This is a genomic window from Actinomadura sp. WMMA1423, assembly GCF_006547145.1.
Lineage (GTDB): Bacteria > Actinomycetota > Actinomycetes > Streptosporangiales > Streptosporangiaceae > Spirillospora.
On record NZ_CP041244.1, the window covers coordinates 649922 to 675622 of the forward strand.

General features: G+C 71.3%; 40 protein-coding genes and 1 pseudogene. 21 read left to right on the forward strand and 20 right to left on the reverse strand.

What is annotated here, in order from left to right:
- Positions 1-20 precede the first annotated feature (20 nt).
- The 14 genes from FKD65_RS03275 to FKD65_RS03340 form a co-directional block, all read right to left on the reverse strand.
- Positions 21-515, reverse strand: coding sequence for a hypothetical protein (locus FKD65_RS03275; protein WP_141576072.1), 495 nt, complete (start codon positions 513-515; stop codon positions 21-23).
- Positions 508-1059 (reverse strand): hypothetical protein, encoded by a 552-nt coding sequence (locus FKD65_RS03280; RefSeq protein WP_141576073.1) that lies wholly within the window; start codon positions 1057-1059, stop codon positions 508-510. Before FKD65_RS03280 ends, FKD65_RS03275 begins: the two co-directional genes overlap by 8 nt.
- Positions 1052-1423, reverse strand: a complete 372-nt coding sequence (locus FKD65_RS03285) for a hypothetical protein (RefSeq protein WP_141576074.1) — start codon at positions 1421-1423, stop codon at positions 1052-1054. The genes FKD65_RS03280 and FKD65_RS03285 overlap by 8 nt, the downstream gene beginning before the upstream one ends.
- Complete coding sequence (locus FKD65_RS44735; protein WP_205718532.1) at positions 1420-2127, reverse strand: VVA0879 family protein; 708 nt, start codon at positions 2125-2127, stop codon at positions 1420-1422. Before FKD65_RS44735 ends, FKD65_RS03285 begins: the two co-directional genes overlap by 4 nt.
- Complete coding sequence (locus FKD65_RS03295; RefSeq protein ID WP_141576075.1) at positions 2120-2491, reverse strand: hypothetical protein; 372 nt, start codon at positions 2489-2491, stop codon at positions 2120-2122. Before FKD65_RS03295 ends, FKD65_RS44735 begins: the two co-directional genes overlap by 8 nt.
- The gene (locus tag FKD65_RS03300) at positions 2484-3371 is read right to left on the reverse strand and encodes a hypothetical protein (RefSeq protein WP_141576076.1); all 888 of its coding nucleotides are present in this window, start codon (positions 3369-3371) and stop codon (positions 2484-2486) included. The genes FKD65_RS03295 and FKD65_RS03300 overlap by 8 nt, the downstream gene beginning before the upstream one ends.
- Positions 3364-4173 (reverse strand): hypothetical protein, encoded by an 810-nt coding sequence (locus FKD65_RS03305; RefSeq protein ID WP_141576077.1) that lies wholly within the window; start codon positions 4171-4173, stop codon positions 3364-3366. The genes FKD65_RS03300 and FKD65_RS03305 overlap by 8 nt, the downstream gene beginning before the upstream one ends.
- Positions 4166-4603, reverse strand: coding sequence for a hypothetical protein (locus FKD65_RS03310; protein WP_141576078.1), 438 nt, complete (start codon positions 4601-4603; stop codon positions 4166-4168). The genes FKD65_RS03305 and FKD65_RS03310 overlap by 8 nt, the downstream gene beginning before the upstream one ends.
- Entirely contained in the window at positions 4600-4965 is a 366-nt protein-coding gene (locus FKD65_RS03315) for a hypothetical protein (RefSeq protein WP_141576079.1), read from the reverse strand. Before FKD65_RS03315 ends, FKD65_RS03310 begins: the two co-directional genes overlap by 4 nt.
- Positions 4965-5252: a hypothetical protein gene (locus FKD65_RS03320; protein WP_141576080.1), complete on the reverse strand. Its 288-nt coding sequence runs from the start codon at positions 5250-5252 to the stop codon at positions 4965-4967. The genes FKD65_RS03315 and FKD65_RS03320 overlap by 1 nt, the downstream gene beginning before the upstream one ends.
- A complete protein-coding gene (locus FKD65_RS03325) occupies positions 5249-5662 on the reverse strand; it encodes a hypothetical protein (protein WP_141576081.1) in 414 nt (137 codons plus the stop codon). The genes FKD65_RS03320 and FKD65_RS03325 overlap by 4 nt, the downstream gene beginning before the upstream one ends.
- Entirely contained in the window at positions 5659-6288 is a 630-nt protein-coding gene (locus FKD65_RS03330) for a hypothetical protein (RefSeq protein WP_141576082.1), read from the reverse strand. Before FKD65_RS03330 ends, FKD65_RS03325 begins: the two co-directional genes overlap by 4 nt.
- A gap of 98 nt (positions 6289-6386) precedes the next feature.
- Positions 6387-7316: a hypothetical protein gene (locus FKD65_RS43920; protein WP_168220927.1), complete on the reverse strand. Its 930-nt coding sequence runs from the start codon at positions 7314-7316 to the stop codon at positions 6387-6389.
- A 140-nt stretch (positions 7317-7456) separates the two neighbouring features.
- Complete coding sequence (locus FKD65_RS03340; protein WP_141576083.1) at positions 7457-7831, reverse strand: hypothetical protein; 375 nt, start codon at positions 7829-7831, stop codon at positions 7457-7459.
- A gap of 189 nt (positions 7832-8020) precedes the next feature.
- Here FKD65_RS03340 and FKD65_RS43925 point away from each other — a divergent pair, with 189 nt between their 5' ends.
- The 14 genes from FKD65_RS43925 to FKD65_RS03385 all read left to right on the forward strand — a co-directional run bounded on the left by FKD65_RS43925 (position 8021) and on the right by FKD65_RS03385 (position 17242).
- Positions 8021-8179: a hypothetical protein gene (locus FKD65_RS43925; protein WP_168220928.1), complete on the forward strand. Its 159-nt coding sequence runs from the start codon at positions 8021-8023 to the stop codon at positions 8177-8179.
- Positions 8172-8348 (forward strand): hypothetical protein, encoded by a 177-nt coding sequence (locus FKD65_RS43930; protein WP_168220929.1) that lies wholly within the window; start codon positions 8172-8174, stop codon positions 8346-8348. The genes FKD65_RS43925 and FKD65_RS43930 overlap by 8 nt, the downstream gene beginning before the upstream one ends.
- Positions 8348-9073 (forward strand): NUDIX domain-containing protein, encoded by a 726-nt coding sequence (locus tag FKD65_RS46525; protein WP_141576084.1) that lies wholly within the window; start codon positions 8348-8350, stop codon positions 9071-9073. Before FKD65_RS43930 ends, FKD65_RS46525 begins: the two co-directional genes overlap by 1 nt.
- Positions 9066-9497 (forward strand): DUF1707 domain-containing protein, encoded by a 432-nt coding sequence (locus FKD65_RS03350; protein WP_141576085.1) that lies wholly within the window; start codon positions 9066-9068, stop codon positions 9495-9497. The genes FKD65_RS46525 and FKD65_RS03350 overlap by 8 nt, the downstream gene beginning before the upstream one ends.
- A gap of 9 nt (positions 9498-9506) precedes the next feature.
- Positions 9507-10247, forward strand: a complete 741-nt coding sequence (locus tag FKD65_RS03355; protein WP_141576086.1) for a hypothetical protein — start codon at positions 9507-9509, stop codon at positions 10245-10247.
- Positions 10248-10282: 35 nt separating this feature from the next.
- Positions 10283-10789 (forward strand): DUF3307 domain-containing protein, encoded by a 507-nt coding sequence (locus FKD65_RS03360; protein ID WP_141576087.1) that lies wholly within the window; start codon positions 10283-10285, stop codon positions 10787-10789.
- Between the two features lie 5 nt (positions 10790-10794).
- Complete coding sequence (locus FKD65_RS46165; RefSeq protein WP_302931584.1) at positions 10795-10920, forward strand: hypothetical protein; 126 nt, start codon at positions 10795-10797, stop codon at positions 10918-10920.
- Positions 10921-10960: 40 nt separating this feature from the next.
- Positions 10961-11131, forward strand: coding sequence for a hypothetical protein (locus FKD65_RS43935; RefSeq protein WP_168220930.1), 171 nt, complete (start codon positions 10961-10963; stop codon positions 11129-11131).
- Positions 11132-11220: 89 nt separating this feature from the next.
- Entirely contained in the window at positions 11221-12897 is a 1677-nt protein-coding gene (locus tag FKD65_RS03365) for a hypothetical protein (RefSeq protein ID WP_141576088.1), read from the forward strand.
- A gap of 59 nt (positions 12898-12956) precedes the next feature.
- A complete protein-coding gene (locus tag FKD65_RS03370; protein WP_141576089.1) occupies positions 12957-15071 on the forward strand; it encodes a cell division protein FtsK in 2115 nt (704 codons plus the stop codon).
- A 196-nt stretch (positions 15072-15267) separates the two neighbouring features.
- Positions 15268-15630, forward strand: a complete 363-nt coding sequence (locus FKD65_RS03375; RefSeq protein ID WP_141576090.1) for a hypothetical protein — start codon at positions 15268-15270, stop codon at positions 15628-15630.
- Positions 15627-15767 carry a hypothetical protein gene (locus FKD65_RS43940; RefSeq protein ID WP_168220931.1) on the forward strand — a complete coding sequence of 47 codons (141 nt, stop codon included), beginning with the start codon at positions 15627-15629 and terminating at the stop codon, positions 15765-15767. Before FKD65_RS03375 ends, FKD65_RS43940 begins: the two co-directional genes overlap by 4 nt.
- A gap of 128 nt (positions 15768-15895) precedes the next feature.
- Complete coding sequence (locus FKD65_RS03380) at positions 15896-16897, forward strand: tyrosine-type recombinase/integrase (RefSeq protein WP_240809950.1); 1002 nt, start codon at positions 15896-15898, stop codon at positions 16895-16897.
- A gap of 63 nt (positions 16898-16960) precedes the next feature.
- On the forward strand, positions 16961-17242 hold the full coding sequence (locus FKD65_RS03385) for a hypothetical protein (RefSeq protein ID WP_205718533.1): 282 nt from the start codon (positions 16961-16963) through the stop codon (positions 17240-17242).
- 60 nt (positions 17243-17302) lie between these two features.
- Here the strand turns inward: FKD65_RS03385 and FKD65_RS03390 are convergent, their stop codons facing one another.
- Positions 17303-17572 (reverse strand): hypothetical protein, encoded by a 270-nt coding sequence (locus FKD65_RS03390; protein ID WP_141576091.1) that lies wholly within the window; start codon positions 17570-17572, stop codon positions 17303-17305.
- A gap of 161 nt (positions 17573-17733) precedes the next feature.
- Between FKD65_RS03390 and FKD65_RS03395 the strand changes: the two genes are divergently transcribed.
- The 3 genes from FKD65_RS03395 to FKD65_RS03405 all read left to right on the forward strand — a co-directional run bounded on the left by FKD65_RS03395 (position 17734) and on the right by FKD65_RS03405 (position 19238).
- Positions 17734-18057 carry a hypothetical protein gene (locus FKD65_RS03395; protein WP_141576092.1) on the forward strand — a complete coding sequence of 108 codons (324 nt, stop codon included), beginning with the start codon at positions 17734-17736 and terminating at the stop codon, positions 18055-18057.
- A gap of 96 nt (positions 18058-18153) precedes the next feature.
- Positions 18154-18372 (forward strand): hypothetical protein, encoded by a 219-nt coding sequence (locus FKD65_RS03400; RefSeq protein ID WP_141576093.1) that lies wholly within the window; start codon positions 18154-18156, stop codon positions 18370-18372.
- Positions 18373-18458: 86 nt separating this feature from the next.
- Positions 18459-19238: an SAM-dependent methyltransferase gene (locus FKD65_RS03405; RefSeq protein WP_141576094.1), complete on the forward strand. Its 780-nt coding sequence runs from the start codon at positions 18459-18461 to the stop codon at positions 19236-19238.
- On the opposite strand, the gene FKD65_RS03410 is transcribed toward FKD65_RS03405, so the two are convergent.
- Both FKD65_RS03410 and FKD65_RS03415 read right to left on the reverse strand, forming a co-directional pair.
- On the reverse strand, positions 19203-19421 hold the full coding sequence (locus tag FKD65_RS03410) for a DUF397 domain-containing protein (RefSeq protein ID WP_205718534.1): 219 nt from the start codon (positions 19419-19421) through the stop codon (positions 19203-19205). The two genes, FKD65_RS03405 and FKD65_RS03410, sit on opposite strands and share 36 nt — an antisense overlap.
- Positions 19418-20299, reverse strand: coding sequence for a helix-turn-helix transcriptional regulator (locus tag FKD65_RS03415; RefSeq protein WP_141576095.1), 882 nt, complete (start codon positions 20297-20299; stop codon positions 19418-19420). Before FKD65_RS03415 ends, FKD65_RS03410 begins: the two co-directional genes overlap by 4 nt.
- Before the next feature lie 276 nt (positions 20300-20575).
- On the opposite strand from FKD65_RS03415, the gene FKD65_RS03420 reads away from it, so the two are divergent.
- On the forward strand, positions 20576-21760 hold the full coding sequence (locus tag FKD65_RS03420) for an RNA-guided endonuclease TnpB family protein (RefSeq protein ID WP_141576096.1): 1185 nt from the start codon (positions 20576-20578) through the stop codon (positions 21758-21760).
- Between the two features lie 76 nt (positions 21761-21836).
- Here FKD65_RS03420 and FKD65_RS03425 read toward each other — a convergent pair whose 3' ends face one another.
- Positions 21837-22259, reverse strand: a complete 423-nt coding sequence (locus FKD65_RS03425) for a winged helix-turn-helix domain-containing protein (protein WP_141576097.1) — start codon at positions 22257-22259, stop codon at positions 21837-21839.
- Between the two features lie 340 nt (positions 22260-22599).
- Here FKD65_RS03425 and FKD65_RS43945 point away from each other — a divergent pair, with 340 nt between their 5' ends.
- A complete protein-coding gene (locus FKD65_RS43945) occupies positions 22600-23139 on the forward strand; it encodes a GNAT family N-acetyltransferase (RefSeq protein ID WP_168220932.1) in 540 nt (179 codons plus the stop codon).
- Here the strand turns inward: FKD65_RS43945 and FKD65_RS43950 are convergent.
- Positions 23094-24056, reverse strand: coding sequence for a hypothetical protein (locus FKD65_RS43950; protein ID WP_240809951.1), 963 nt, complete (start codon positions 24054-24056; stop codon positions 23094-23096). The two genes, FKD65_RS43945 and FKD65_RS43950, sit on opposite strands and share 46 nt — an antisense overlap.
- A 162-nt stretch (positions 24057-24218) precedes the next feature.
- Positions 24219-24395 (reverse strand): annotated as a pseudogene (locus FKD65_RS46530) (helix-turn-helix domain-containing protein); the annotation flags it as partial.
- Between the two features lie 235 nt (positions 24396-24630).
- Here FKD65_RS46530 and FKD65_RS03440 point away from each other — a divergent pair.
- Together FKD65_RS03440 and FKD65_RS03445 are read left to right on the forward strand one after the other, a co-directional pair.
- Positions 24631-25038 (forward strand): hypothetical protein, encoded by a 408-nt coding sequence (locus tag FKD65_RS03440; RefSeq protein ID WP_141576099.1) that lies wholly within the window; start codon positions 24631-24633, stop codon positions 25036-25038.
- On the forward strand, positions 25035-25529 hold the full coding sequence (locus FKD65_RS03445) for a hypothetical protein (RefSeq protein ID WP_141576100.1): 495 nt from the start codon (positions 25035-25037) through the stop codon (positions 25527-25529). The genes FKD65_RS03440 and FKD65_RS03445 overlap by 4 nt, the downstream gene beginning before the upstream one ends.
- Positions 25530-25701 lie beyond the last annotated feature (172 nt).

Genomic DNA, 25701 nt, shown 5'->3' on the forward strand with positions numbered 1-25701 from the left:
CGAGGGCCAGGGCTGTCAGGTCACCCATGGAGCACGGCCTTCGCGGTCGGGAGGATCGCCTCGTACACGTCGTCGGGGAGCTGCCACAGCTTCTGCGCGCCTCGGCACGGCACCGGCTCGGGCAGGGCCCGGACGTCGGCGAGGCGGAAGTGCCGCTCCCCGCTGAAGGCCCACAGGCCGCAGTCACACGCCAGGGGCCTGCCGGACGGGTAGCGCAGGGACTTCGAGCAGACACCGGTGAGGCGCGCGACCGCGACCACAGCGCCCCGGATCTCCATCTCCTCCTGCACAGCGCGGGTCCAGGTGTTCCCGAGCCGGGCCACGAAGCCCACGGCGCGCTTCTGCTGCTCGCGGGTCCCTGCGGAGGCCGCGGCGTGGATCGCGATGGGGCCGCGGTGATGGGTCATCCACTGCCGGTTCTCGATCGACTTCCCCAGATGGGCGATCGCGTGGGCCCAGGGCTGCCAAATCGTCAGCGCCCGAACGTCCAGGGCGCGGGACAGGACATCAGCCACGACCGGTCTCCATCCCGTCCTGGTCCAGCACGCCGAGCGCGACGAGCACGTCATGCACCGGCACGGACAGATCGTCGAGCTGGTCGCGTGGCCCGCCGGCCTGGACGTCGGCGGCGGCATCGGTGTGTTCCTGGGCGACTAGGTCGATGACGGCGTTGCGCTGGGCGGTGAGGCGGTCCCGGTCGGCCACAACGCGGGCGAGGTCTCCGCTCCAGTCGTCGATGCGGCCGAGCATCTGCTCGACCTTGCCCTTGCGGACCTCGGCCAGTTCGGCGCGGAGCCGTTCGACCTCGTTGTGGTCGGCGACCATCCGGGCCGCGATCTCCCGGCGCATGTCGTCGGCCTCGTCCTCGCCCGGCTCCCAGGTCTCCAGGTCGCGCCCCATGATCAGGTCGCCGGCTTTCCACGAGACGGGCGTCCGATAGCTGTCGATCTCGCCGTCTCGGTCGCGAGTGACATCGAGGAGAGCGGACTCCCGCCAGATCTCCAGCCGCCCGTCGACGTCCGACAGGAACCACCGGTCGAGGGCCGGCTGCTCAGGCATCGGTCTCCCCGTCCTGCTCGTCGGCGGGCCAGATGTTCTCCAGGCGCGTGCCCTCCGGGGCCTCGACCGTCAACACGACCGAGTAGGAGATGGGGCGGTCACCGGGGAACATGCCGCCGGTGTGCTGCCGGATCTGGGTGGGCCAGTCGGGCAGCGGGATCGACTCGTCGACCTGCCCGATGGCCACGTGCCAGCAGCCGTCGTAGAGGACGTGGACGCGCATGGCGGCGCCGCTGGGCGCGATCAAGTCGCCGTGCCACATCACGGGCCCCATGGCGTCGGAGCCGTAGACGTTGAACTCGTCGGCGCCCTCACAGCCCGCGACCTCGATCAGGTCGTCGCTGGCGCCGTAGATGGTGATCACTTGCTGTCTCCGTTCTTTTGGGCGAGGGCGATGATGCGGCCTCGCACCTCGGGTTGCGCGGCCCAGTGACGGCCGCCGATCGGCGGCGCCGGGACAAGGTCGCCGCACTCGACGACCAGCCCAGCGACGATCGCCTCGTCGAGGGTGGAGCGCCGGAAGGTGCGCAGCAGCTCGTAGGGGCCGTCGGCGCCGTTGCGGAGGGACGGGACGATCAGCGCGGCCCACGCCTGGGTGCACTTCACCCAGCAGGGGCGGCCGTAGGTGGAGCGGAGCTTGAGGGCCTTCACGAGGGCGCGGACGGCCGGGCGCAGCGGCTTCGCCTCGGCCGGGGCCGCGTCCGCCAGGGGGAACCCGTTCATGGTCCGGCCGTCCGGCAGGACGATCTCCCACGGGCCGGGGATGAACCCGTAGGCGCACCAGTCACAGCCGCGTTTCGCCTGCCCCTTGCCGTCGCCGGTGTTCGGGCCCTTGAGGGCGCCGAGGGTCCGGCCGATGCACTCCTGACCGAGCACGTCGGAGGCGATCGTGTCGCTGCCGTCACGGTTCTTGCGGGGGTGCTCGGCGAGCGCGTCGCGGAAGTCGCGGCCGGTCGCGACGTCACCGCACCTCGGGCATTGGAAGGCCCAGTCGAGGGGGTCGTCGCCGAACCGGTCACGGGCCTCGGCCACGAGCTCGGCCTGGGTCAGCTTGCGGTGCTCAGCCACGGTTCTCTCCGTCCTGCTCGTCCTCGCGGTACACGAAAGCCAGCGGGGAGAGGGTGCGTATGAGCTCGCTTGGCGAGCGCGACGGGCAGGCGTCGACCTGGCAGACCATGGTGATCTCGCCGTCGCTGTCCTCGACCGCGAACCAGACGTCGTTCTCGCAGTCGCGCCAGAGGTCCCCCGCACGGGGCGGCCACTCGGCGGGGGCGACGCGCGTCACCTTGGCCTGCGGGGGCATCGCGTAGTGCGCGGGCTCACCGTCCGGGTGGTCCGCGACGATCGAGACGAGGCCCTTGTGCTCGGCCGCGACGCGGACGCCCTTGATGGCGATGTCGACGAACTCGCCGCGCTTGAAGCCGTCAGCCACGGGACACCTCCTCAGCGCCGCTCGGGATGTAGCCGTGGCCCTGGCAGTGCGAGCACGCCGCGACGCTCGCCTCGTCCAGGAGCGCCTGGTAGTGCGCGGTGAGTTCGTCCCAATGGGCGGCGGCCTCGGCCCGGTTGCCGCCGGCGATGCGGTCGGGGACGTCCAGGAGCAGTTCCCGTCGCGCGGTGACGGTGACGGTGCGGCCCTTCTTCGAGCGGGACACCGACCCGTCGCGGTTCCGTGCTGGCCGGTACTCGGTGACGGGCTGGTCGAACGGCACCCGGAGGATGACGGTCACCCCGGCCCGGCTCTGGTAGTCGAGGAACACGAACTCCCGGAACCGGTGCTTCTCCGCGACGCGCTTGATGTGGTCGCGGAACCCGGGCAGGTAGCCGGGGAACAGGTGGTGGTACTCGGGCCGGTTCCGGAGTGCGTCCGGGAGCCGCGGCACCCAGGTGCGGCCGTCGTCGGGCGGCGGGGTGCCGTCCAGGCGGACCCACGGCCCTTCGATCGTGATGACCTCGTCGGGCTGCGGCTCGGTCACCGTCGTGTACAGCTCCCACAGGAAGTCGTCGGTGCGGCGGTTCTCCCACTCGGCGGGGGTGAGCGCGGCGGGGAACTTCTCGGACGCGGCCGAGAGGTCCCGGAGCCGGTACCCGATCGTCTTCGCCGGGACGGGCCGGCGGGCGGTGATCCGGGTGGCTTCGTGGTCGGTGGCCCACCATCCGGGCTGCTGGAGCGCGGTCATCGGCTGGCCATCGGCGTCCGGGACGATCGTCTCGTGCCCGTAGGTGGGGCGGAAGTCGTCGCCGAGGTAGTACATCCACGCGCCGTCGTCGTGCAGGACGAACCGCTGGAGCGGGGTGAGGATCTCAGCCATGGTCGGTCTCCTCTTCCTGGTGTTCGGCGGCCGTGGTCGTCGACGTCCCGTCGAGGGCCGCCTTCAGGCGGTGCGCGACGTCGCCGATGAGCGCGGCGGAGGACAGCAGAGCGGTCGCCTGGGCGTCGTTGGTGGCCTCGTCGTGCCGGCGCTTCAGATCCTTTTCGCGGGCCCGAAGGTCAGCAGCCAGCGCTCGCGCCCGCTTCACCTGCTCGCGTGCGGCCTTCCGTTCGGCTGTGACTATCTCGACCTGCTCGCGCGCCTGGTCCCGCTCGGCCTCGGCCTGCTCGATCGCCTGAAGGGCACGGTTCGCCCGGTCATCGGCCGCGGCCCGCTCCCGGGCACCCTGCACGACGAGGTCCTGAGCTTCCTTGCGGGACCGCTTGACCGCCTCGATGCTGTCGCGGAGCTGCTCCCATGAGCGGGCGCCGGGCGTGGCGTACAGCGCATCGCCGATCATCTGCCGCGCCTCGTCCAGCTCGGTCTCGGCGTCTCTTCCGGCTTGCTGCGCGCGCTCCAGCTTCGTGCGTGTCTCGTCGAGGAGGTCGCGGCGCACGCCGGCCTGCGTCCGGGCCTCGTCCCGCTCGGCGCGGACCGTGGCCAGTTGCGCGCGCATGTTGGCGGTGCCCTCCCGCATCGCAGCCCACGCCTCGTTCAGCCTGGCGCGGAGCTGCTCGACCTCGGCGCGGGCGTCCAGCAGGTGGCGGCGCATCTCGATCGCCTTGGGCTGAAGCAGCGCCGGGTGCATGTCGAGCAGTTCACGGATGCGCTGCTCGTCCCCGGGTGTCATGGAGTCAGCCACGGTCCGCCTCCGTCCCGTTGAGGGCGGCGTAGAGGTCGTAGGCGAACACGAAGCCCTTGCCGTCCTCGTTGCGCCAGACCCGGACCTGCGCGGCCCGCTCCACCTGCTGGCACGCGGCGTCCCGCTCGGCCTCGGCGTTGCGCTGCCTGGACAGCGCCCGGTCCCGCTCGTTGGCGCGGCGGACGATCAACTCCTGCATGCGGTTGTTCGCGTCGCGGTACTCGGCGAGTTCGGCGCGGAGCCGCACCATCTCGGCGTCGCGGAACTCGGCCATGAACCGGGCCGTCATAGTGGCGACCTCGCTGGCGTGGACGCTGATGATGTCGTCGTGGCCAGAGTCGAGCGTGATGTCGCGGAGCCCGGCGGCGATGCGTTCGGTCCACTGTTGCGGGGGCGCCGGCTTGGGGGCGGGGGTCTTCGACTCGCTCACGACCGACCCCCAAGGATCAAGCGGGCGAAGGTCAGGGCGCAGCGGACCGATCCGGGCTCGTTGCAGAGATCGACGGGGGCGAACTCCTCACCGAAACGAGCAAGATCGGATGCGGCACGCGTCGCCGGGGCCAGATCCTCCGCCGCCTCCTCCAGCCACGCGGCGAGGGGCCCTCGCAGCGGTGCGGCCACGTCCTGACCGTCCTCGCGAGACCCGCACTCCAGGCAATCGGCGAGGGGCCGACCAGTGGCGTTGAGCTGCTCCACCTCGGCGTCAGTGAGCACCTGGACGGGGTAGCGGTGGGCACACAGCAGCACCTTCGCGGCGGCGCGCAACTCCTCGACCGGAGACATCTCACTCATCAGACCCTCCAGTTCTTGCCGACGCGGGTCCGCTCGTTGTCGCGGGCGCTGATGAGCGCGCGGGCGAGCTTGGAGGCGTGCTCGACGTCCCCGCACTCCCACTCGTCGCCGCACGTGCAGAGCGCCACGGTCTCGTCGGTCTCGGGGATGAGCCGGTGCCCTGCGGTGATCCCGTCCAGCAGCGCGGCGAGGTGGTCGCGGATGTCGCCCGGCGGGATCGGGGACTCGGCGCCGACCAGGACGCGGACGCCCTCGTGAATGTCGGCGATGGCCGTGGGCGTGCTCACTGGGCACCGCCCGCGGTCTCGCGCAACAGCGTCGCGGCGTCACGGTCCGGGTCGAGGCGCTTGGCTACCTCGGTGGCGAACCGGCGGTACTGCTCGCGCTGGTTCGCGGGCATCTCACCCAACGGGAACGTGGCCGCGTCGTAGCCGAGGGTGGCCTTACGGGCGTCCCAGAGGATCTCGGCGAGCCGCTCTTCCTCGGTGATGCTGTCGGGCCAGGTGACGGTGACGGTCGCCGCGCACGCTAGGTCGTGGACTTTGCGCATCAGGTCCTGCGTGGCGTCGAAGTCGAGGTCGAACGGCTCCCAGTCCTCCTCGAACATCTCGCCGACGCCCACGAAGTCGAGTTCGGAGGCGGCCTCGACGACGTACTTGCGGGCCCAGTCTTTGAGCTGCTCGTCGGTGTACTTCACTGCTGGTCTCCATTCGTCTCGTCGCCCGCCACGGCGGCCAGCTCCCGCGCGGGCGGTGCCGTGGCGGCGCCGACGTCGCGGACGAGGGTCAGCGGCGCGTACACCTGCCGCGCCTCCGACATGGGCACCCACGTGCCGCGGTTGGTGACGAACCCGGTGCCGTCCTTGCCAGCGACGCAGAACAGCAGGTCGTCGTCGCGGCCGGAGTAGAGCTGACCGGGCCGGAGCGCGCCGGGCAGCGCGGGCTGCGCGTCTTCGGTGGGTTCGGCGGCGGCGCGGAGCGCGGCGATCACCTGTTCGGCGGTGCGGCCCTCCTGGTCCTGCCAGCAGGCCAGGGCAGTCAGCGACCACCACGCGCTCTCATCGGTGCCGAACACGTGGCGGTGCAGGGTCATCACCGCCCGCGCGTGGATCCCGGTGGGGTCCTCCGCGGCGTGGGAGTGGATGTCGATCCCGGCGGCCTTGGCGATCGCGGCGGGCAGGTCCAGCGGGCAGTCGGCGGGCTCCATGCCGGGGGTGTGCTTGTAGCCGCCCTGCTGGGTCCAGCCCTGGGTGGTGAGGGTCTCGGCGGCCCTGGTGAGGATCGCGGGGACGGTCGAGGGGGTGGGGGTTTCGGTCGGGCTCATTTCGGGTTCTCCTCTGTCCGTAACGGAGGGTGCCACATGTGTCGCTGCCTGTGATGGCATTCGGGATAACTGGTTCAGGTCAGCCGAGTTCGGCCAGGTCAGGGGATGTGAGCGCGAGCCTCGCGCTTCCGGCTCTGGTTGATCGCGGCGAGCTGCTCGCGCAGCGCGAGGAGCGCCTCGGCGGTATCGGCGCCATCCTCAGCGGCGGTGTCGGCCGGGTCGGTGTCGTCCTGGACGGCGGCGAGGATCGGCGGCTGCACCGGCGGCGCCGGACGCTCCGGCTCAGGCTCCGCGGCCGGCCCCGGGACGGCGGCGAGCGGCGGCGCGGAAGCCTCCTGGACGGCGGCGACGATGTCCGCGAGGTCGCTCTTGATCTCGCCCGAGACGGGATCCCGCTGCATGCTCTGCAGGTACCGGACGGGGTAGCGGACCGGTTCGGGTGCGCGGGACTCCGCGATCTCCCACACGGTGACGGCCTCGGTGTCAGTCAGTCCGTACTCGGCCCGCAGCCACCGTACGGCCTCGCGCACCCGCGCCGACTGACTGATCCTTCTGTCTCCTCGTGGCTCCTTCTCTATAGGTGCACGATCTTCGTGCACCTCCTGCACGTTTTTCGTGCGCCTCTGTGCACGATTTTCGTCACCCTCAGGTGCACGGTTTTCGTCGGCGGCCTCCTCGCCCGAACCGCTATCTGCACGGTTTTCGTGCACCTGGGACCGCCGGAGGTTGAGCGCCCACTTCTGGCGACGACCCCCGCGAGCTGCCCGCACCAGACAGATCGCGCCCCGCTTGGCGAGCTGATTCGTCGCATCCCGGACGGCCTTGAAAGCGGCCTGCCGCGCTAGGGCAGCCTCGGGGCTCTCGTCATCCTCGTCGGGCAACTCGCGGCCCAGCGCGGCGACCAGGTCCGCTCGCCCGCCCCAGAACATCGGGGGGTCATCGGCGTCCAGCGAGACCAGCGCCATGTACACGAGCAGCCGGAACGCGGTGTTCGGCAGCGTCGACCACTGGTCGTAGACAGCTTTCACGTTCTGCGCTCCCATCAGGTGCGCGGCCTCTCGGGCATGCGGGAACTCCCCAGATCCAGGCATGGGTGATCACACGACCGCCCTGGGGGAGGCGTCGTTCAACGGTGAATGTGGAGCCGCTGGGGGGCAGCGGCGGGCGGCTAGTCGGCCTGCGTGTCTCCGGCCGCGCGCTCGCCCTCAGCGAGCATCTGATCGACGCGCTTGGTCGCTGCGTCGAGGCGCGGCTTGTGGATGGTCTCGGTGACCAGCTTCCGCTCAGCGGTGATGCAGGGGCCTTGCTTGACGCCGCACTCGTCACACGGGATCGCGTAGGCGGTGGCGCGGATCGTTTCCTGTCGCCTGTACCAGGCGTCGATGACCTGCTTCATCAGCTCGGGGTCGGGACGCTCGGGGAGCTTGGCTCCGGGCAGCCTCAGCCACCACGCGAACAGCTGTTCGATCACGCCGTTGCGGCTCGTCTGCATCTGGCTGGTGGGCTGCTCGGCCACGTCCCAGGCCAGGTCCTCAATGGCCACGGAGCGGTACCTGCGCCCTGAGCGAAGCTGACGGGCCACGCGCGGAAGTCTTCCAGGTACATGGGCACCTTTCAACATTGGACTCCTCTCGCCGAAGCGCCTTGAGGTACAGGGGTACCTTTCGCTATCGTGACACACGATAGGTACATGGGTACCTTTGACGCAAGCCCGAAGGTCAGGAGATCGCAAATGCTCCGAAGATCCCCGCTGGTCGCCCTGTTCATCGCCGCGAGCACGCTCACCTGCCCCGCCAGCGCGCTCATCCTCACCGCGATCGTCGTCGCGCCCATCGCCGGCGCCCAGCTCGCCCGAGCGCTCACCAACGCGCGGGAGACCGCCGATGCGTAACCGGCCGACCACCTGCACCCGGTGCAGCGACCCGATCAGGCGCGGCGCCGACTACCTCACCGACGTCCGCCAGATCGAACGGGTCGGCCGCCTCGGGTTCATCAAGGTCCGCGCCACCGTCTCCGCCGCCGTCTACCACCCCACCTGCGCCCCCAAGGGAGCCCACTGATGATCGTCGTACCCGCGCACCTGCGCCCCTGGGCCGTCCCCTGGCCCGCCTACTCCCCCGTCGACATCACCCCGCCCGAACTCCACGCCGGCCCCGGGCTGGCGGTGTCCGTCGCCGAGGGGTGGGCCGAGCCCTGCACCGACCCGGCCGGACTGCCCGACCTCGCCGACCGCCAGGCCGCCGCGCTCATCCCCTACGCCATCGACGTCGACGGGTGGCCCCTCAACCCGGCCGGACGCACCGGCAAGACCGGCCGCAACCTCGGCCGCTGGGGCGAGAACACCGCCGCCGACCCCATCGTGACCGCCGGCACCGGCCTCGAGCGCCGCGTGCTGCTGATCCGCCGCGGCGACTGCGGCCACTGGGCCATCCCCGGCGGGATGGTCGAACCCGGCGAGACCGCCCCGGCCGCGCTGGTGCGGGAGCTGCGCGAGGAGACCGGCGTCGATCTGGCCGGCCTCGCCCCCGTCGTCCTGGCCCGCATGCTCGTCGCCGACCCCCGCGAGTCCGACCACGCGTGGGTCGCCACCACCGCCGCGCTCTACCAGCTCACCGAGCCGGTCACGGCGACCGCGGGTGACGACGCCGACGACGCCGCGTGGCTGCCCTTCACCAGCCTCACCGCCCTGACCCGCGCCCTGGACGGGTTCGGCGCCCGGCTCTACGACGCGCACCGCCCGCTGCTGAGCAGGGCGCTCGCGCACATCGGAGGGCGCGATGCGTGACCGCGTCCCTGCGGCCGGCTCCGCGCGCAGCATCCTCGGGAGCGTCCTGCTCTCCGCCGCGTTCCTCTACATCACCCGCGACCTCACCGTCCCCCTCGGCGTCCTGTACGCCGTCCTCCTGATCGCCGGGTGGGTGATCTGCCGCGCGCACCTCGCACGCGTCGACGCCGAACGCGACGCGGGCATCCAGCAGCGCCGCGCCGACGTCCTCACCGGCCCCCGCCTCTCCCTCACCGAGCTGCTCTACACCGGCTCCCGCGACCAGCTCGTCGGCCACCACGACCGCGAACAGGTCATCGAGCGGCTCGGCGAGCGGTACGCCGAGGGCTACCTCACCCCCCACGAGCACGAGCAGCGCACCACCGAAGCAACCCACGCCCGCACCCGCGCCGACCTCGCGCACACCCTGCGCGACCTCCCCTGAAAGGACACCATGGGCTACGCCCGCTACACCCTCCGGAGAGCCGGCCGCGAGATCGAAGCCGGGTACGACGTCCCCGACCGCTGTAACCGCCGCTGGTGCTGGGCTCGCATCGATCGCGGCCTCGACCACCTCTGCGGACGCACCCCCGGTGGCGATGAACACGGCTGCGGCGGCTACTTCTGCGACCGGCACCTGTTCAGCGCATCCCTGGACGTCGGTCACCTCTGCCCTGCCTGCCGCGCCGCCCACTGGCGTGAGCAGCTCGGCAAGATCGCAGACGTCCTCGCCGAGTCCCTCGCCTACCGCGACGAGATCACCGACGCCGACGTCCTGGCCGACCACCCCGCCGTCGTGACGATCACAGCGCGGGACGGGTTCGGCTGCTACGCGCGCCTCACCTACGACCTGGACGAGCCCCGCCGCCTCCGCCGCGGGTGCCGCGCCCTCCCCCGACTCCTCAGCAAGATCGCTGCACCCATCCGGCTCCGCCGCGCCGAACCCTGCGGGGCCTGCGCCGACCGCGGCTGGTTCTACACCGTCGGCACCGCCGAGAAGTTCCCGCCGCCCGACGGCTGCTCCGGTGTCGCCGTGTGCGGTTGCGGCGCCGCCGAACACCAGGGCCGAACCAGCCGCCGCCTCGTCCGGCGCGCGCACCGCCGCAACCGGTCCCACTCCCGCATGGGGGCCGGGCGGCGCCTCCTGCTCGCCGTCACGTTCGGCCGGGCCGGGCGCGGCGCACCGCCCTTCTAAACCGCCCACCCCACCGAACTCCCGGAAGGAACCACGTGAACGACACCAGCCTCCGCGGCCTCGCGCTCTACGCCGCCCTCCTCGCCACGTTCAGCGAGGCCCACCCCCTGTGCGACCACATCCTCCAGGACAACACCGCCGCGCAGAACAAGACCGGCCCCGGGACCCGCGGCCGCCTCGCCTGCGCCCACCACGTCGCCACCTACACCGCCGGGCAGACGATCGCGGCCGCCGCCGTCACCACGGCGCTCGGATACCGGCTCCCGGTCCGCGCCTGGCTCGCCGGCACCGCCATCAACGCCGCGACGCACTACGCGATCGACCGCCGCGCCGGGTTCATGCGCCTGCTGCGGTCCCCGTGGATCTGCAAGGGCGACTACCTCGACCACGCCACCGCGCAGCGCCGCCCCGGCACCGTCGACACCACCGGCCCCGGCACCGCCCTCTACGAGATGGACCAGGCCAGCCACCGCGCCATCGGCATCGCCGCCGCGGCCCTCACCACCTGGCTCGCGCTCCGCGCCGACCGGAACGGCCGGTGACCGGCATGGCCCGCGATGACCGCGACACCGACGAGCAGCGCGAATCGGACCGGCAGCACACCAAGAACCAGCAGACCGACCAGGACCGCGACCGCCGCGCAGACAACGACGACCGGCGCGAACGCTCCTAACCGCCCACCGAAGCAACAGCGCGAAGAAGGGCAACCCGCCATGGCTAAGAAGAAGTGGATCATCTCCGCTCCCGACGTCCCCAACCCCCTCAAGGGCAAGGACGGCAAAGGCGACTCCGCGACCGTCTACAGCAAAGCCGACCTCAACAAGCGTCTCGCCGCCGCGAAGAAGGCGGGCGTGAAGGTGAACGTCCGCGAGACCACCGAATAGACCGCCCGGCCCCGGGCTCCACCTTCCACAGCGCGCCCGGGGCCGGGCCCCGTCCACACCAGCAGACGAGACGACCCCGAAGGGCCGCAATGTACGACCCTACGAGCGACCTGCCCGCCTGGGCGCCCTACGCGACGGCCGGAGTCGGCCTCACCGCCACCCTCGCCATCGGCATGTGGATCGGCGGCCGCCGGCACCGCGCACACCGCACCGGGCGCCGCCGCCGCGCCGAGGACGCGCTCACCTTCGTCGCCGCGGCCCTCGCCACCGCCGTCACCAGCCAAGGCATGTGGCGCGTCTTCGAGCACCGCCTCCACATGCCCCTCGAACTACGCGTCGTGACGTTCGCGTTCCTCGAGATCGCGATGCTCACCTGCGGGATCCGCGCCCGCTCGAACATCGCCGACCCCGAGATCGGCAAAGCCGGGCCCGAGGGCGCAGCGGTCTGGGCGCTCGCCGGGTTCTCAGGGTTCGTCGCGGCCACCGACTCCGGGAGCTGGCACGAGGCCCTCATCCGCCTCGCCGCTCCCCTGGCCGCCGCGTGGCTGTGGGAACGAGGGCTGCACGTCCAGCGGACCCAGAACGTCTGGTCCCGGCGCCGCCGCTGGTTCTCCTCGATCCACTGGCGGATCACCCCGGAGCGGATCCTCGTCGCGCTCGGCGCGGCCGAGCCGCAGGACCGCACCGCCGCCGAGGTCGACGTCGACCGGCACATCACCCGCCTCGCAGTCGCCAACGCCCGGCTCACCCTCGCGCGCCGCCCCGGCCGCAAACTCCCAGGGACCCTGAGGCGCGCCAACGCACGAGCCCAGAGAGCGTGGCTCGCCGCGGTCAAGCACACCCCGCTCGCGCACGACCCCGAACTCCTGGCCCGGGTCGAAGCCGAGACCGCGCTGCTCGTCCACGCGACCGCCTACGCCGACCTGCCGCACCGGCCGTCCTGGATGCCCGCCCCCGCCGCCCGCCCCCAGATCTGCCTCGGCGCCCACGCCGGGCCAGGCCTGATCGCGCTCCGCGTGCTGGAGCGCGGCAAGCGCCGCATCCTGCACCCGGAGCCGGCCGAGCGGCCCTCCGCGACCACGACGAGTCTGCTCGCCCGGATCCAGCAGCGCCGCACCGACCGGCGCCTCGGCATACGGCCCGGGTCCGACTCCACCCCGCACGCCCGTACGGACGAGACCCGTACGGTTCCCCGTACCGACAATGCCCCCCAGCACCGTACGGACCGCACCGTACGGGCCACGGCACCCACCGGTACGGCCATCCATACGGGACCGCGTACGGCGCCCCGGCTCAACCCGTACGGCACCGTCCTGGTGATGCCCGTACGGACCACACCGTCCGGGCTCGCCCTGCCCCAGCCCTCCACCCGTACGGGCCGTACGGTGCCGGGACGTACGGACCCGGACCGTACGAACGGAACCGCCCGGACGCCGGCGCAGGCCCCGTCTCCCCCGCGGCCCGAACCCACCGCCGACCAGGCCGACGAGCAGGACGGCAGGAAGCCCGACCGTACGGACGACGCACCTGAGCCGCCCCGCGACAACCGGCGCAAGAGCAAAGAGCACTGGGCCCGGGCCCTCGCGGAGGAGATCCGTACGGCCACCGAGCAGAGCCGTACGTGGGAGCCCGACTATCCCGCCCTCATGGCCCGTACGCGCTACGGCAAGAGCTGGTGCGAGAAGCGCGTACGGGAAGCCAAGGCCCTCGCTGCCCAGCCCCGTACGGCCGCCGACCCGCGCGCCCGTACGGCCATCGGCACCTGACCCGTACCGCCCAGCACGGCCATACGGCCCCGTCCGTACGAGCCCGTACCCCGCACACCATGGAGACCACAGTGACCGTCGACCTGGACAAGGACTCGCAGCCCGCAGCCCAGGCCCCCTCTACCGACCCGCCTACCGCTCCCCTACCGGACGGCGACGGCAGCCACGACGACGGCGAGGTCCTCGAGGGAGTCATCGTCCGCCCGAACCTGCCGGCGCTGCTGCCCGACTGGGTCCGGGACTGGGAGATCGCCAAGGCCCGCGCCGACGTCCGTGCCCGCCGCGCCGCCTACAAGGCCGCGTTCCACCTGCTCAGGACCCACCGCTACGCGTGGCGTTTCGCCTGGGGAGGCGGCGTCGGCTGGTACCGCGGCGGCTGCCGGCTCGTCGACTGGCTCACCCTCGGCGAATCCCGCGACCTGCGCCTGCACGCGGCCGGGCAAACCGACGCCAAGGAGTACCTCGCCCTACTCCACGCCCGCAACGACCACCTCAGGGTCCGCAGCATCGTCGCAGGTGGCACGGGTCTCGCCGTCGCGGCCGGGGTGGCGGCGGAGGCCTGGCTGCTCCCCCACTCCGTCCTGTGGGTCGAGGGCGCGCTGGCGTGGGCGGTCGCGGCCTGGCACGGCGGCCCCGAGCCCGACGTCGGCCTCCTCGACGAGCCCGAGGTCCCCGTTCGCCTGGACCTGTCCGCCGAGCACCTCAACGCCGCGTTCCGCGCCATCGGCATCCTCAAAGGCAAGGACGACGACGAGGACGCCCCCCGCCTGGTCCTGGTCCAGCCGCCCATGCGGGACTCCTCCCGGTCCTGGTCAGCGGTGGTGGATCTCCCCCGCGGCACCGGCAAATCCGCCAACGACGTCCTGGCCCGCCGCGACCGGCTCGCCGCCGAACTCGGCGTCGACGAGATCCAGCTCGACATCCGCCGCGTCCGAGCCGTCCACAAGGGCCACGCCGGGCGCCTGTCGATCTGGATGTGCGACGAAGACCCCTACCTCCAGGACAAGCCCACCCAGTCGCCGCTGGTCAAAGCCGAATCGTTCAACGTGTGGAACCCCGTGCCCTTCGGCCGGGACGCCCGCGGCGACCGCGTGGACCTGCCGGTGATGTGGCAGTCGATGTTCTTCGGAGGGCTCCCCCGCCGCGGGAAGACCGGCAGCCAGCGCGACGTCGTCGCCGCCGGCGTCCTGGACGCCTCCGTCCGGCACCGCCTCGCCGACGGCAAGGGCGGCGCCGACTGGAAACCCATGCGCCGCCTGGCCTACCGGTACGTCCTGGGCGCCGAGGCCGACGCCGTCACCGCCCTGGAAGACATGCTGGACGAGGCCATCGCCGACATGGAAGCCGCGTTCAAGAAGCTCAACGCGCTCCCCCTGCACCTGGTCCCCGATGGGAAGCTCACCCCGCAGATCGTGGAGCGGTACGGGTTCGAGCTGAACTGGATCACCATCGATGAGCTGCAGGAATACCTGTCGGCGATCACCGACAACAAGCGCCGCGAGGCGCTGATCGAGCGGCTGTGCCGCCTCGCGCGCCGCGGACCCGCCGCCGGGTTCTTCAGCAACTTCGCCTCCCAGCGCCCCGACGCCACGTCCGTCCCGACCCGGCTGCGGGAGATCGTGTCCTACCGGTACTGCACCCAGGTCATCGACAAGACCAGCTCCGACATGGTCCTGGGTGACGGGAAGGCCAAGCAGGGCGCTGACGCCTCGATCCTGTCCGAGGAGCACGTCGGTGTCGGGGTGCTCGTCACCGGCCCCGCCTCGTTCACCACCGTCCTGGCGGACTACATCACGCTCCCGGAGTTCGTCGACATCTGTCAACGCGGCCGCGAGTTGCGGATCAAGGCGCAGACACTGGCCGGCGACGCCACCGACGAAGTCCTGTCCGGTGAGCGCGAAGACGTCATCCCGCAGGTCCTCGCGGACGCCCTTACCGTCATGCGGCATGTCGACCGGATGCACACCACCGACCTGCTCAACCGGCTCATCAACATCGATGAGGGCTACTACGGCGACTGGTCCGCTGACACGCTGGCGACCGAACTCGCCGCTGCCCGTGTTGAGCGTTCGACCGTCCAGGTGAAGATCAGCGGCGTCAACCGCAACGGCTGGCACAAGTCGGATCTGCTGGCCGCCGCCGATCAGTTCGGAGGCGCCCGGCACCGTTCCTGAACCCGCCTCCGAGGCGGCCAGACCGGTCTTCTCGCAGGACCCACCTAAACCGCCTACCTCGCAGGTCAGAGCACCTGCCAGGGGTTCCTACCGCGCGCCTACCGCGGGAGGTGGTTCCCGGTCAGAGGCCATATGCCGGTAGGCACCCCAAACCCGACGCATGACCGCCAGGTCACATCACGTAGAGGAGAGCATCATGCCACCCGCGAAACGGACAACCCGGGTCCGCAGCCACACCCGCAGCGACGGAACGAAGGTCAAGAGCCACAACCGCGAAGCAGCCCTCGCGCAGGCGAAAGCAGCCTGGGCCGGCGCCGGGGTCTCCGGCCTGACCACCCTCGCCCTAGTGGTCGAGATGGGCTTCACGATCATCTCCACCACCGCCCTCATCATCACCGCGCTACTGGGCTGGCTCGCGGTGTACGCGACCCAGCGGACCGCCAAGAACAAGCGGAAGATCCGCGCCACCAGAGCCACAGCCAGGCGAAACACCGGCCGCCGCACCACCACCCGCAGCCGCTCCACCAGCCGTGGCAAGACGACGAAGAAGCGCCGATGACGGGCCTGCGACTCGCGCCCACGCTCGCCTGGGCGTCGCTGGCGGCCGGGCTCGCCACCGGCCACGCCGCCGCCGGCGTCCTCGTCGCCGCGGTGTTCGCGCTCGTCGGCGCGGCCGCGAGGAAGAGGCGCCGGTGACCGGTGATTCGAGGCCGTCCGGGGTCGGCGGTATCGCCGGCTCCGGGTTGTCGGGTGCGCTGATCCGGCCGGGTTCGGTTGCGCAGGCCGGTGGGGAACGGGAATGCCAATTCCCGGAACTCGATCATGTGGGGGGCGGGCCGGCGTTCGACGCCGCCGCGGCGCTCCCGCCCGGCAAGAACCCGTACCTGGTGTACCTGTCGCGCTTCACCAAGCCCGAGAGCCACCGCGCGATGGCCGGATGCCTCGACCGCATCGCCGGCCTGTGGGCCCTCCAGTTGGACATGGCGCTGCCCGAGCCGTACGGGCAGCACTTCCCCTGGGCGTCGCTGCGGTACGCCCACACGGCGGCGATCCGCGCCATGGTCCTGGCGCAGACCCGCGCCGACGGGCAGCCTTGGGCGCCCGCGTACCGCAACAAGCACCTCGTCGCGCTACGCCGGGTACTGAGGGTCTCGTGGAAGCTGGAGCTGATGTCCACCGACGACTACCACCGTGCCTGCGACGTCGAGGGCGTCGAGCATCGGCGCCTCGTCGTCGGCCGCGTCATCACGGCGGAGGAACGCGCGCAGCTCACCGCCGTCTGTCTCGCCGACCCGGCTCCGCAGGGGCTGCGGGACGCCGCCCTTCTGGAATCGCTGTACTCGACCGGGTGCCGCCGCGCCGAGCTCGCCCGCGCCACCCGCGACGACTACGACCCCGGGTCCCGGACCCTCATCGTCACCGGCAAGCGGGACAAGCAGCGCGACACCTACCTCACCGAGGCCGCCGCGGCCCGCCTCGGTGAGTGGCTCGTCGCCGGCCGCCCGCGGGGGCCTCTGTTCCCGGCTGGAGACAGGTGGGGCCGTATCGGGACCGAGCACATGACCTCGAACGGCATCGGGCAGGTCGTCGCGCGCCGGGCCCGCCAGGCCGGGGTGCCGGACATCTCCCCGCACGACTTCCGCCGCACCTTCACCGGTGACCTCCTGGACGCCGGTGTCGACCTGGCAACGGTGCAGCAGCTCCTCGGGCATGCGTCCGCGTCGACTACGGCGGGGTACGACCGGCGGCCGGCCGCTGCTCGTCGTGCTGCCGTCGATCGTCTGGGAGGCGGCCCGGCGGGCATGTCGGCTCGGCATCTCACCTGACATTCTTGCGTACATACACAAGACAGGCTATTCTGTATGTACGCAATGAACGAGGGAGGCGCCATGCAGGTCTGGATTCTCGCCCGGGGCGAGGACAGCGAGGGCGAGCAGGTCCTCGGCGTGTACGCCTCCCGCGACGCCGCGCGCGCCGACTTCGAGCGGGAGGCTCTGGTGGTCGACCGCGCGTTCACCATCGACCGCGCGTTCAACACCGAGGACGGCTCGGTCTACATCCACGGCGGCTGCGACTGGGTGACCCTCACCCCGTGGACCGTCCAGGGCGCTCCCGTCCCGGGACCGGCCGCCCCGGCGCTGTCCGCCCAGCAGCCGCAGGCCCTGGCCTGACCGGTCCCCTGGCCCGCCCGGCATCCGCCGGGCGGGCCTTGTCATGCCCGCGGCCGCGGGTCATCCGTCGCCGGCTCGGCTACGGGCGCGCGAGGTGGCGGCGCGGCGGTAGCGGTTGCGCTTGCGTTCCGCGAGTTCGTGTTCGCCGGATCTGAGCTGCTCGATCTCGCCGGGGGTGCCGCCGGCTTCGATGACTTCGCGGATGCGCTGGTGGATATCGGCGGTGGGGTTGCTGTCCTGGCGCTTGAGGACGGCCTGGTAGGCGGTCCACATGGGGGTGGGGACGCGGATGGTCTTGCCGGGTGTGCGGTCTTCTTCGGTTCGAGTCATGGTCTGACGATCCCATGCGTTGCGTACAGACGCAACAAGCGGTATTGTGTACTTACGCAATAACAACTCCACAGCGGACCGCCCCCGAGGGCGGACACCGGGCCTCCCGGGACCGGCGCGAGCCGGGGCCCACCCGATTCCAACTACAAGGGAGGCCCCCGATGTCCACCACCTTCACCACCACCCTCGGCGGCCCGGAGCTCAACCTCCACAACGGGAACACCCGCACGGTGCTTGAGCTTCTGGGACTTCCCGCCGAGGAGCCGTGGGGCGACGCACCCGCCGAGGACTTCCTCGGCCGGGTGCTCATCGCACAGGGCCTGCTCAACGTCACCACCGACGACGAGCACGGGCGACCGGCCGTCACCGACGGCCGCATCACCTACGGCGGCCGGAACCCCGGCCGCCTGGCCCAGGTGCTGGCGGAACTCCAGGACATCGCGTCCTGGGCCCACCGCCACCACGCGGACGTGACGTGGGACTGACCCACCACGACCGCCTCCGTGGGGCCACCGCCCGCCGGTGGCCCCACGGGCCTGTCGCCCCCAGGACCGCCCGGGATGAGTGGGTAACACCTCTCCATGCCTCGCGTACCGCCGATCGTCGGCTCCGCGACCGCCGACGGTCCCGCATACCTGCTCGCCTGGGAGCACCTGCCCGACGGCACGTGGGGCGCGCACATCGCCTGGGTTGTGCTCGAAGGCGAGGCCTGGAAGGTGAAGTCGGCGCGGGTCGCCGCGGACGATCTGGAGCGCATGAAGGGCCAGGACTACGAGCGGGTGCCGCGCCGACAGCCGTGACCGCGCATCCGCAACTCGACCCGCATTTCGGCCACGTCCGGTCACGTACCTGTGTCTGTCGGTAAGGACCGTGGCAGCATCGGCGCATGCCCTCCCCCGACATCGACGTCGATCGCCCCTCAGCCGCCCGTGTCTACGACTACGTCCTCGGCGGCAAGGACAACTACGCCGTGGACCGGCAGGCCGCCGAGCAACTGTTCGAGATAGCTCCGGAGATCCGCGACACCGCCCGGGAGAACCGGGCCTTCCTGCGGCGCATGGTCCGCTACCTCGCCGGGGAAGGCGTCCGGCAGTTCCTCGACCTCGGCGCGGGCCTGCCCACGGTCGAGAACACCCACCAGGTCGCCCAGGCCGCGGCCCCCGACACCAAGACCGTGTACGTCGACAACGACCCCATCGTCCTGGCGCACGGCCGCGCGTACCTGGACCTGGACGCACGGACCAGCTTCCTGTCGTCCGACATCCGCGACACCGCCGCCGTGCTCGATGGCGCCGGCGCGCACCTGGACCTGTCCGAGCCGATCGGGTTGTTCTTCGTGAACGTGTTGCACCTGGTCGGCGATCGCGACGACCCTGCCGGGCTGGTCGCCGCCTACGCTCATGCTCTTGCGCCCGGCTCGCATGTCGTGATCACCCATGTCTCCTCGGATGGGGCGTCCGAGGAGCTTCGGGCCCGGATCGGGTCGGTGTTCGCCGGCTCGTCCGCGGATGCGCGTCTTCGCACACGTGAAGAGATCCGCGGGATGTTCGGCGGGCTGCCGCTGCTGGAGCCGGGCCTGGTCGATGTCGCGGCGTGGCGCCCTGAGGACGGTGACGAGCCCGTCGGTGAGCTACGCGTGTTCGCCGGCGTGGCCCGGGTGCAGTAGGTCGTGGCGGCCGGCGCGTACAGCTTCGAGCAGCCCCACCCACGCGCCGGCCGACATGCTCAGCTGCGATCCGGGGGCTTTGGAGTCGCGGACCGCGACGCCGGCGGTGGACGCGGCGACTTCGACGCACTGGCCGTGGGCGTCGCTTCCGCTGGCCTTCCGCCAGATCTTGGAGTGGGTCACGGTCGTCCCTTCACCCGGAGGTAATTAACGCGCGCCTCGATCAGGATGAGGGTATCTGCCGTCGAGCGGGCCGCGGCGATCAGTCTCTCCCACGAGCGAAGGAACTCTGTCACCCGGGCTGGGTCCTCTTGCCACAGATCCCCCGCCGGTGTCTCCACGTACACGGCTTCGGGATCGCGGGGCTCGATGAACGACAGGATGGAGAAGGGGCCCGCCGCTGGTGCGGCGCCTGCGGCGAACGGCAGGACCTGCAGCCGCACATGCGGGAGCTGCGCGACCTTGTGGAGGTGGTCGAGTTGCTCGATCATGACGTCGGTGCCGCCGACGGCGCGGCGGAGTGTCTCTTCGGCGAGGACCGCCGAGACGTGGATCGGGTCGGGTACCGACAGGAGCCGCTCCTGCCGCTCGACGCGGAGCTCGACGAGTTCGTCGACCTGCTCGGCGGTCAGGTCGGGTGCGCGGGTGGCGATGAGCGCGCGGGCGTAGGCGGGGGTCTGCAGGAGGCCGGGGACCACGCCCGGTTCGTAGTTGCGCACGGTGTCGGCCTCGGCTTCCAGGCCGACGTAGGTGGAGTAGGCGTCGGAGATGGTGTAGTCGGCCCACCAGCCGCGTCGGCGCCCCTCACGGGCGAGCTGAAGCAGTTCGGTGCGGCGTTTTGGCTGGGCGGTCTCGGTGATGCCGTACACGTCCAGCAGGCGCCCGAGGTGGGCGAGGTTGGGTTGCCTCCACAGCCTGTTCTCGGCGCGGCTGAGGTTGGACTGGTTCCAGCCGGCGGCGCGGGCGGCCTCGGTGACGGTGAGCCCTGCGGTCTCGCGGAGCTGGCGGAGCTCACGCGATAGGCGCCGCAGCCGCACGGTGGGGCTGTGGCGCGTCGCCATGGACGTCTCCTCGAGTTGTGGAGTCTCAGGCTACTTGGGGGTGCCCCCCGTGGAAATACTGATTCGCATAATACTTGGCGCTTGCATATTGCGAATCGGGTCTCTGGCTGTGAGGCTAGGGGCAGTTGGGAGGAGCCTGGAGCGGGCCCGACCGCCGCCGTATACCCCACCCACATCCCCCGGGCCCACGTACGCGGACAGCGGGACGGGAACCCGCTCCAGGCTTCTGTCACTCGCACGCGCGAGCCAGACCTGTTCCGAAGAGCGACGGAAGCGATGAGACGGTCCTTCAAGTTCCTGCTGCGCCCCACCGCTCGGCAGGCCGGGTCTCTCGCGGCATGTCTGGAAGACCACCGGCAGCTTTACAACGCCGCTCTGGAGCACCGCCGGACTGCCTACCGGATGGCGGGGGTGAGCGTCCGGTACGGGGACCAGTCCGCCGACCTCAAGCACATCCGCGCCGATGACGCCGATGGGCAGGGACGCTGGTCGTTCTGCTCCCAGCAGGCCACCCTCCGGCGCCTGGACAAGGCGTTCGCCGCGTTCTTCCGCCGCGTCAAGGCCGGGCGCCAGGCAGGATTCCCCCGCTTCAAAGGCCGGGGCTGGTTCGACACCATTGAATGGCCCAGGGACCGCGACGGTTGCCGGTGGGATTCCCAGCCTGATCATCCGAGCGCGACTTTCGTAAGGCTCCAGGGCATTGGGCACGTCCGCGTCCACCAGCACCGCCCGGTCGCCGGGACCGTGAAGACGATCAGCGTAAAGCGTGAAGGCCCCCGCTGGTACGTGATCCTGTCGTGCGACAACGTTCCCACCGCCCCGCTCCCGCAGACGGGTGCGGCGGCTGGGATCGATCTGGGGGTAGCGTCGCTGGCCACCACCAGCGATGGCGCCCACTTCGCCAACCCTCGGCACCTACGGTCGGCGGCCGAGCGTCTCGCCGCCGCACAACGTGACCTGGCCCGATGCAAACGCGGCTCGAACCGACGCTGCAAGGCCGCCCGCCGTGTGGCCGCGCTGCACGGCAAAATCCGCCGACGGCGGCTCGACACAGCTCACAAGGCCGCGCTGTCCCTGGTTCGCGATTACGACGTGATCGTCTACGAGGACCTGCGGATCGGGAACATGACCCGTTCCGCGACCGGCAGCGTTGAGGAGCCGGGCCGGAACGTCGCGGCCAAGACCGGTTTGAACCGTTCGATCTTGGATGCGGGTTGGGGGGTGTTCCTGCGAGTCCTCGCGCACAAGGCTGAAAGCGCCGGTCGTGAGCTGATCGCAGTCGACCCTCGCAACACCTCCCGGACGTGCGGTGCCTGCGGGCACTGCGCGGCTGGGAACCGCATCACCCAGGCTGGGTTCCGATGCCAGGCGTGCGGGCACACCGCGCACGCCGACGTGAACGCGGCCATCAACGTGCTTAGGGCAGGGCTTGCCCTTCGCGATTCCGCAGAAGCGGTTTAGCGAGAAGCCGCCCCTTCCAAGGTGCGGAAGAGTCACCCCAATCCCCCGGGCTCAACCCCGCTTCCAGACCGCTCGCCTAGTCGTCACCGGCCACGACCGTGAACCGGTCCGCCGGCAGCACCTGCTCGCTGCCATCAGCGTGGGCGAGGACCAGGACCGGGACGCCGAGCGGCATCTCGTGCGTGCGGCGTTCCGCCTCGGTGGGCATCCGCGCCGTGACCTCAGTCCCGGCAGCGATCGGCACCTGGGCGCGTTCCCGCTCGACCCGGACCCTCGTCCCGACACGCGGAGTGGTCACCACGAGGCCTTCGCCGCGCAGGATCGTCAGCGCTTCGCGCACCGAGGCGCGGCTCACGCCGAACCACTCCATCATCTGATGCTCGCCGGGCAGCACCTGTCCAGGCCGGAGTGTGCCGTCTGTGATCTGCGCGCGGAGCCGGTCAGCCACTTGCTTCACGACCGGGCGGTCGGAGGTGGGGTCGACGGGTGTACGGTCCATGCGCGGAAACTACGGAGAGTCATTCCCGAGATCGCTGGTACGTATGTACGTACAAGAACGGTCCTGCCGACGCGCGTGCAAGAGGGCGGGACGCCTACAGTGCGGCGTCCCGAGCTCGGAGCCGCAGGGGATCGACCAGAGACGGTCACCGGGCCCCGTCGCTGGCGACCTGACGTGCACGGCCTCCCCCACTCAGGTACGTGCCGCGCCCGAGGTTCGCCTCGCCGAGGTCCGGAAAGCCCACATGCGGCTCGCGACTGACCGGTCCCGGACGCGCCGCGGCGTATCCGCCGCCTGGGCCCTCGGCCGTGGCCAAGACGCGTCGGGAACACTGGGGGCCGTGGACATCGAGCACCTCGAAGGCGACGCCACCCGGGATCGGCTCGGCGAGATCGAGTCGGTGTACGCCGAGGCGTTTCCGGACTACGACCTCGGCGACTACCGGACCCGGATGCGGAGCCTGCTCGCCTCGCCCGGATTCGAGGCCGTCACAGCACGAGACAACGACGCACTCGCCGGGTTCGCCTACGGGGCCCGCCTCACGGGGGCGTCATGGTGGGAGGGACTGGAGCCCCCGCCACCCGCCGGGTTCACCACCGAGACGGGGCGGCGGACGTTCGCCGTGATCGACCTGGCCGTGCGGCCCCCAATGCGCGGCAGAGGACTCGGCCGCCGCCTCCTAGACGAATTGCTCGCAGGACGGGCGGAAGAGCGCGCCACACTCGCTACAGCGCCGCACGAGCGCGAGACCCAAGCGATGTATCGGCGCTGGGGCTGGCGGCATGTCGGGCGCACCCCCGGCAGCGAGGGCGAGACCGAGGACTGGTTCGACCTCTACGTGATCGCCCTGCGCTCACCGGACGCGAGCAGCTCCCGGTAGCCCGCGACGACCGGCTGGGTGCGGCTCGCGGCCGGGACGGCGTCGGCGACCTGGCGGGCCAGGCTGGTCACCATCACGGTCCGGTGTTCGTCCGGCTGGGCCTCGTAGACGGCGTGAGCGTGCCGCACGCCCTCGGTCGTGTCACCGGCCCGCACGTGCCCGGCCGCGCGCAGCAGGTCGAGCTGGACGCCCACCCGCGGGTCGTCGGCGGGCAGGATCTCCCGCGCTCGGGAGACTGCGGGATCGAGACGGGCGCGGTCGCCGGCGTGCGCATGCACCCATGCCTCGGTGTAGCGCAGACGGTCCTCGGCCCAGCCTGCGATCGAACGCACCTCGCCGGTCACCGAGGCCGGGAGCCGGTTGAAGATCTCTTCGCACTCCCGCAGCTCGGCCGCCGCCTCGCCGCTGGCACCCTCCATCGCGAGCAGCTGTGCGCGGACCGTGCGGACGTGCAGCAGTCCCCGGCATACGGTGTTCGGCGCGCCGCCGACCGCGCGGTCCGCCTTGCGCAGGAGGATCGCCGTAGGACGGCCCTCGTAGAGGCCGTGCACGAGTTGCTCGCCGCGGATCCACAGGCCCAGATCGAGATCACGCGAGGCGTCCGCTGCGTGCTGCGCGGTGACCCACCAGTCCCGCGCCAGCCGGGGCTGCTGGAGATTGCACAGCGTCTTGGCCATGAGCGCCGCAAGACCCCCGGTCACCCGGTACCAGGGGAGGCGCTCCCCGGCATGGCGGCCGGTGATCCGCTGGACGGCGACCAGGTCGGCGGCCAGGTCCCGCAGCAGCAGGTGCGGGGGAAGAAGAATGTAGCTGTAGCCGTACTCGGCCACCGTCTCCTCCCACTCGTCAAGGAGGGAGGACTCGTCTCGCCCGATGGACCGGTCGACTCCGTCGCGGATGTGCTCGATCGCCTCCACGGCGGGGGAGGATGCAGCGCCGAGCGTCGCTAAGGCCTGTAGAAGGCGGCGTCGCTGCATCTCGTCGTCCTCGTCCAGATCGCTGCCGTGAACCCGACCGCAATCCACGCTACTGGCCCGGCCTGCGTCTTCCGCTGTTGTCTGGACCAGGGCAACAAGGCGGCCATCAGCGCCGAGGATCTCGTCGATACGCGTCGCGGTCTCTTCGGACGTGCGCTTACGGCCGTTGCGGAGATGGGAGATGTGCCCGGGATCGCAGGGCACCTGCCTGGCCAGGGCGCGGACACCGACTCCTTGCTCGTCCATGAGCTGACGGAGTGCCTGGCTGAAGGTCGTCATCGCCCCACCCGTTTCGCCCCGGGTTGATCTGTTGGCCGTGTTGACCGGGCCGGTGGCCTACGGACAACGCCTTCCACGCTAACGCTCACTGCGGTCAGGTGAAGGGCGAAAGGTGTTCCAGGACACACAGACGGCCCCGGCCGGCGCGCGAACGCCGGGGGTTCCGGGGCCTGACCCGAAACGAGGTCGGGCTATGGGGAAGATACCCAACCCACCGACAGCAGTGGGACCACCCGTGGACATCGAGGGGCGGCTCGCCGCGCTCCGTAAGGAGTTCCCCGGCTGGACGATCGAAGCCAGCACCATGCCGTTCTCCCCTTACCGCGCTGTCCGCGACGGCGATGACAAGGCGGCGATCCTCGGCGCCGGATCCTATGGCGCTCTGCGGCGACTGCTGCACGAGGCCGACGAGGTCGTCTGTGCGCAGGCCCTCCTCGCCCTGCGCACCGCCCTCGCCAAGCGAGGCGCCGAGGCCTTACTGCACGGCGTCAGCGTCGTCACCCGCTCGCGAACCCGAGTCCAGCGCACCATCGGGGCCCGCCGCGGCCGGTTCACCTGGCACGACGGCACCGACCTCGGCCCCATCAGCGACGTGGACGCCGTCGCCGACGAGATCCTGCAGCAGCTGGAGCTGAAGCGATGAGCAGCGACCAGGAAAAGCAGCAGCTCGCCGACCTCACCACCGCCCACCCCGGCTGGTCGATCCAGCACCTGCCCGAGGCGAACCTCCCCTGGGAAGCCCGCAGGCTCCCGTTCCAGCTGCCTGCTTCAGGTGGATACATGTGGCTGAACGCGCCCACCGCCGCGCGGCTCGCCGACCTGATCGACGGTGCCCTCCAGTTCGAAGCGCAGCTCGCCACCGAGGACGCCGCGAACGCCCGCCTCGAGGCGCTGCGACTGCGTGCGGTGGCGGCCGGGTTCCGCGCGGAGTTGGAGCAGGGCGTCCTGACGGTGACCGCGCCACCCGCAGACGACGGGCCCCGCGGGTCAGAGATGGTGACCTGTCGGTCGCGACTCGAGGACAACGGGCGGCTGTGGTTCTTCGACGGCGATGGAGCACCGATCGAGCAGGCCGACCACGTGACGGACGCCGTGGTGATCCTCGGCGGGAAGCTGTGGCGGATTCGGTCGTGAACCGCGCCGTCGTGGTTAGCGGCGGTCCAGTGCGCTGACCCCAAGACCGGAGGGCTCCGCCTCTGCCCGTCCCCCCGGGGTCCTCATCGGGGGTGGGGCTCTCCACCTGTCCCGCGGCTCCGGGAATCGCGCACGGACCGGAGTTGCGGCGGGGCGGCGCGGCCACACAGGG

Excerpts from the sequence above, each read along its gene's own strand:
- FKD65_RS03280 (WP_141576073.1), bottom strand. The coding sequence starts at position 1,059 with ATGCCTGAGCAGCCGGCCCTCGACCGGTGGTTCCTGTCGGACGTCGAC.
- FKD65_RS03300 (WP_141576076.1), bottom strand. The coding sequence starts at position 3,371 with ATGGCTGAGATCCTCACCCCGCTCCAGCGGTTCGTCCTGCACGACGAC.
- FKD65_RS03315 (WP_141576079.1), bottom strand. The coding sequence starts at position 4,965 with ATGAGTGAGATGTCTCCGGTCGAGGAGTTGCGCGCCGCCGCGAAGGTG.
- FKD65_RS03330 (WP_141576082.1), bottom strand. The coding sequence starts at position 6,288 with ATGAGCCCGACCGAAACCCCCACCCCCTCGACCGTCCCCGCGATCCTC.
- FKD65_RS43925 (WP_168220928.1), top strand. The coding sequence starts at position 8,021 with ATGCTCCGAAGATCCCCGCTGGTCGCCCTGTTCATCGCCGCGAGCACG.
- FKD65_RS43930 (WP_168220929.1), top strand. The coding sequence starts at position 8,172 with ATGCGTAACCGGCCGACCACCTGCACCCGGTGCAGCGACCCGATCAGG.
- FKD65_RS46525 (WP_141576084.1), top strand. The coding sequence starts at position 8,348 with ATGATCGTCGTACCCGCGCACCTGCGCCCCTGGGCCGTCCCCTGGCCC.
- FKD65_RS03350 (WP_141576085.1), top strand. The coding sequence starts at position 9,066 with ATGCGTGACCGCGTCCCTGCGGCCGGCTCCGCGCGCAGCATCCTCGGG.
- FKD65_RS03355 (WP_141576086.1), top strand. The coding sequence starts at position 9,507 with ATGGGCTACGCCCGCTACACCCTCCGGAGAGCCGGCCGCGAGATCGAA.
- FKD65_RS46165 (WP_302931584.1), top strand. The coding sequence starts at position 10,795 with ATGGCCCGCGATGACCGCGACACCGACGAGCAGCGCGAATCGGACCGG.
- FKD65_RS43935 (WP_168220930.1), top strand. The coding sequence starts at position 10,961 with ATGGCTAAGAAGAAGTGGATCATCTCCGCTCCCGACGTCCCCAACCCC.
- FKD65_RS03365 (WP_141576088.1), top strand. The coding sequence starts at position 11,221 with ATGTACGACCCTACGAGCGACCTGCCCGCCTGGGCGCCCTACGCGACG.
- FKD65_RS03370 (WP_141576089.1), top strand. The coding sequence starts at position 12,957 with ATGGAGACCACAGTGACCGTCGACCTGGACAAGGACTCGCAGCCCGCA.
- FKD65_RS03375 (WP_141576090.1), top strand. The coding sequence starts at position 15,268 with ATGCCACCCGCGAAACGGACAACCCGGGTCCGCAGCCACACCCGCAGC.
- FKD65_RS43940 (WP_168220931.1), top strand. The coding sequence starts at position 15,627 with ATGACGGGCCTGCGACTCGCGCCCACGCTCGCCTGGGCGTCGCTGGCG.
- FKD65_RS03385 (WP_205718533.1), top strand. The coding sequence starts at position 16,961 with ATGCAGGTCTGGATTCTCGCCCGGGGCGAGGACAGCGAGGGCGAGCAG.
- FKD65_RS03390 (WP_141576091.1), bottom strand. The coding sequence starts at position 17,572 with ATGACTCGAACCGAAGAAGACCGCACACCCGGCAAGACCATCCGCGTC.
- FKD65_RS03395 (WP_141576092.1), top strand. The coding sequence starts at position 17,734 with ATGTCCACCACCTTCACCACCACCCTCGGCGGCCCGGAGCTCAACCTC.
- FKD65_RS03400 (WP_141576093.1), top strand. The coding sequence starts at position 18,154 with ATGCCTCGCGTACCGCCGATCGTCGGCTCCGCGACCGCCGACGGTCCC.
- FKD65_RS03405 (WP_141576094.1), top strand. The coding sequence starts at position 18,459 with ATGCCCTCCCCCGACATCGACGTCGATCGCCCCTCAGCCGCCCGTGTC.
- FKD65_RS03415 (WP_141576095.1), bottom strand. The coding sequence starts at position 20,299 with ATGGCGACGCGCCACAGCCCCACCGTGCGGCTGCGGCGCCTATCGCGT.
- FKD65_RS03420 (WP_141576096.1), top strand. The coding sequence starts at position 20,576 with ATGAGACGGTCCTTCAAGTTCCTGCTGCGCCCCACCGCTCGGCAGGCC.
- FKD65_RS03425 (WP_141576097.1), bottom strand. The coding sequence starts at position 22,259 with ATGGACCGTACACCCGTCGACCCCACCTCCGACCGCCCGGTCGTGAAG.
- FKD65_RS03445 (WP_141576100.1), top strand. The coding sequence starts at position 25,035 with ATGAGCAGCGACCAGGAAAAGCAGCAGCTCGCCGACCTCACCACCGCC.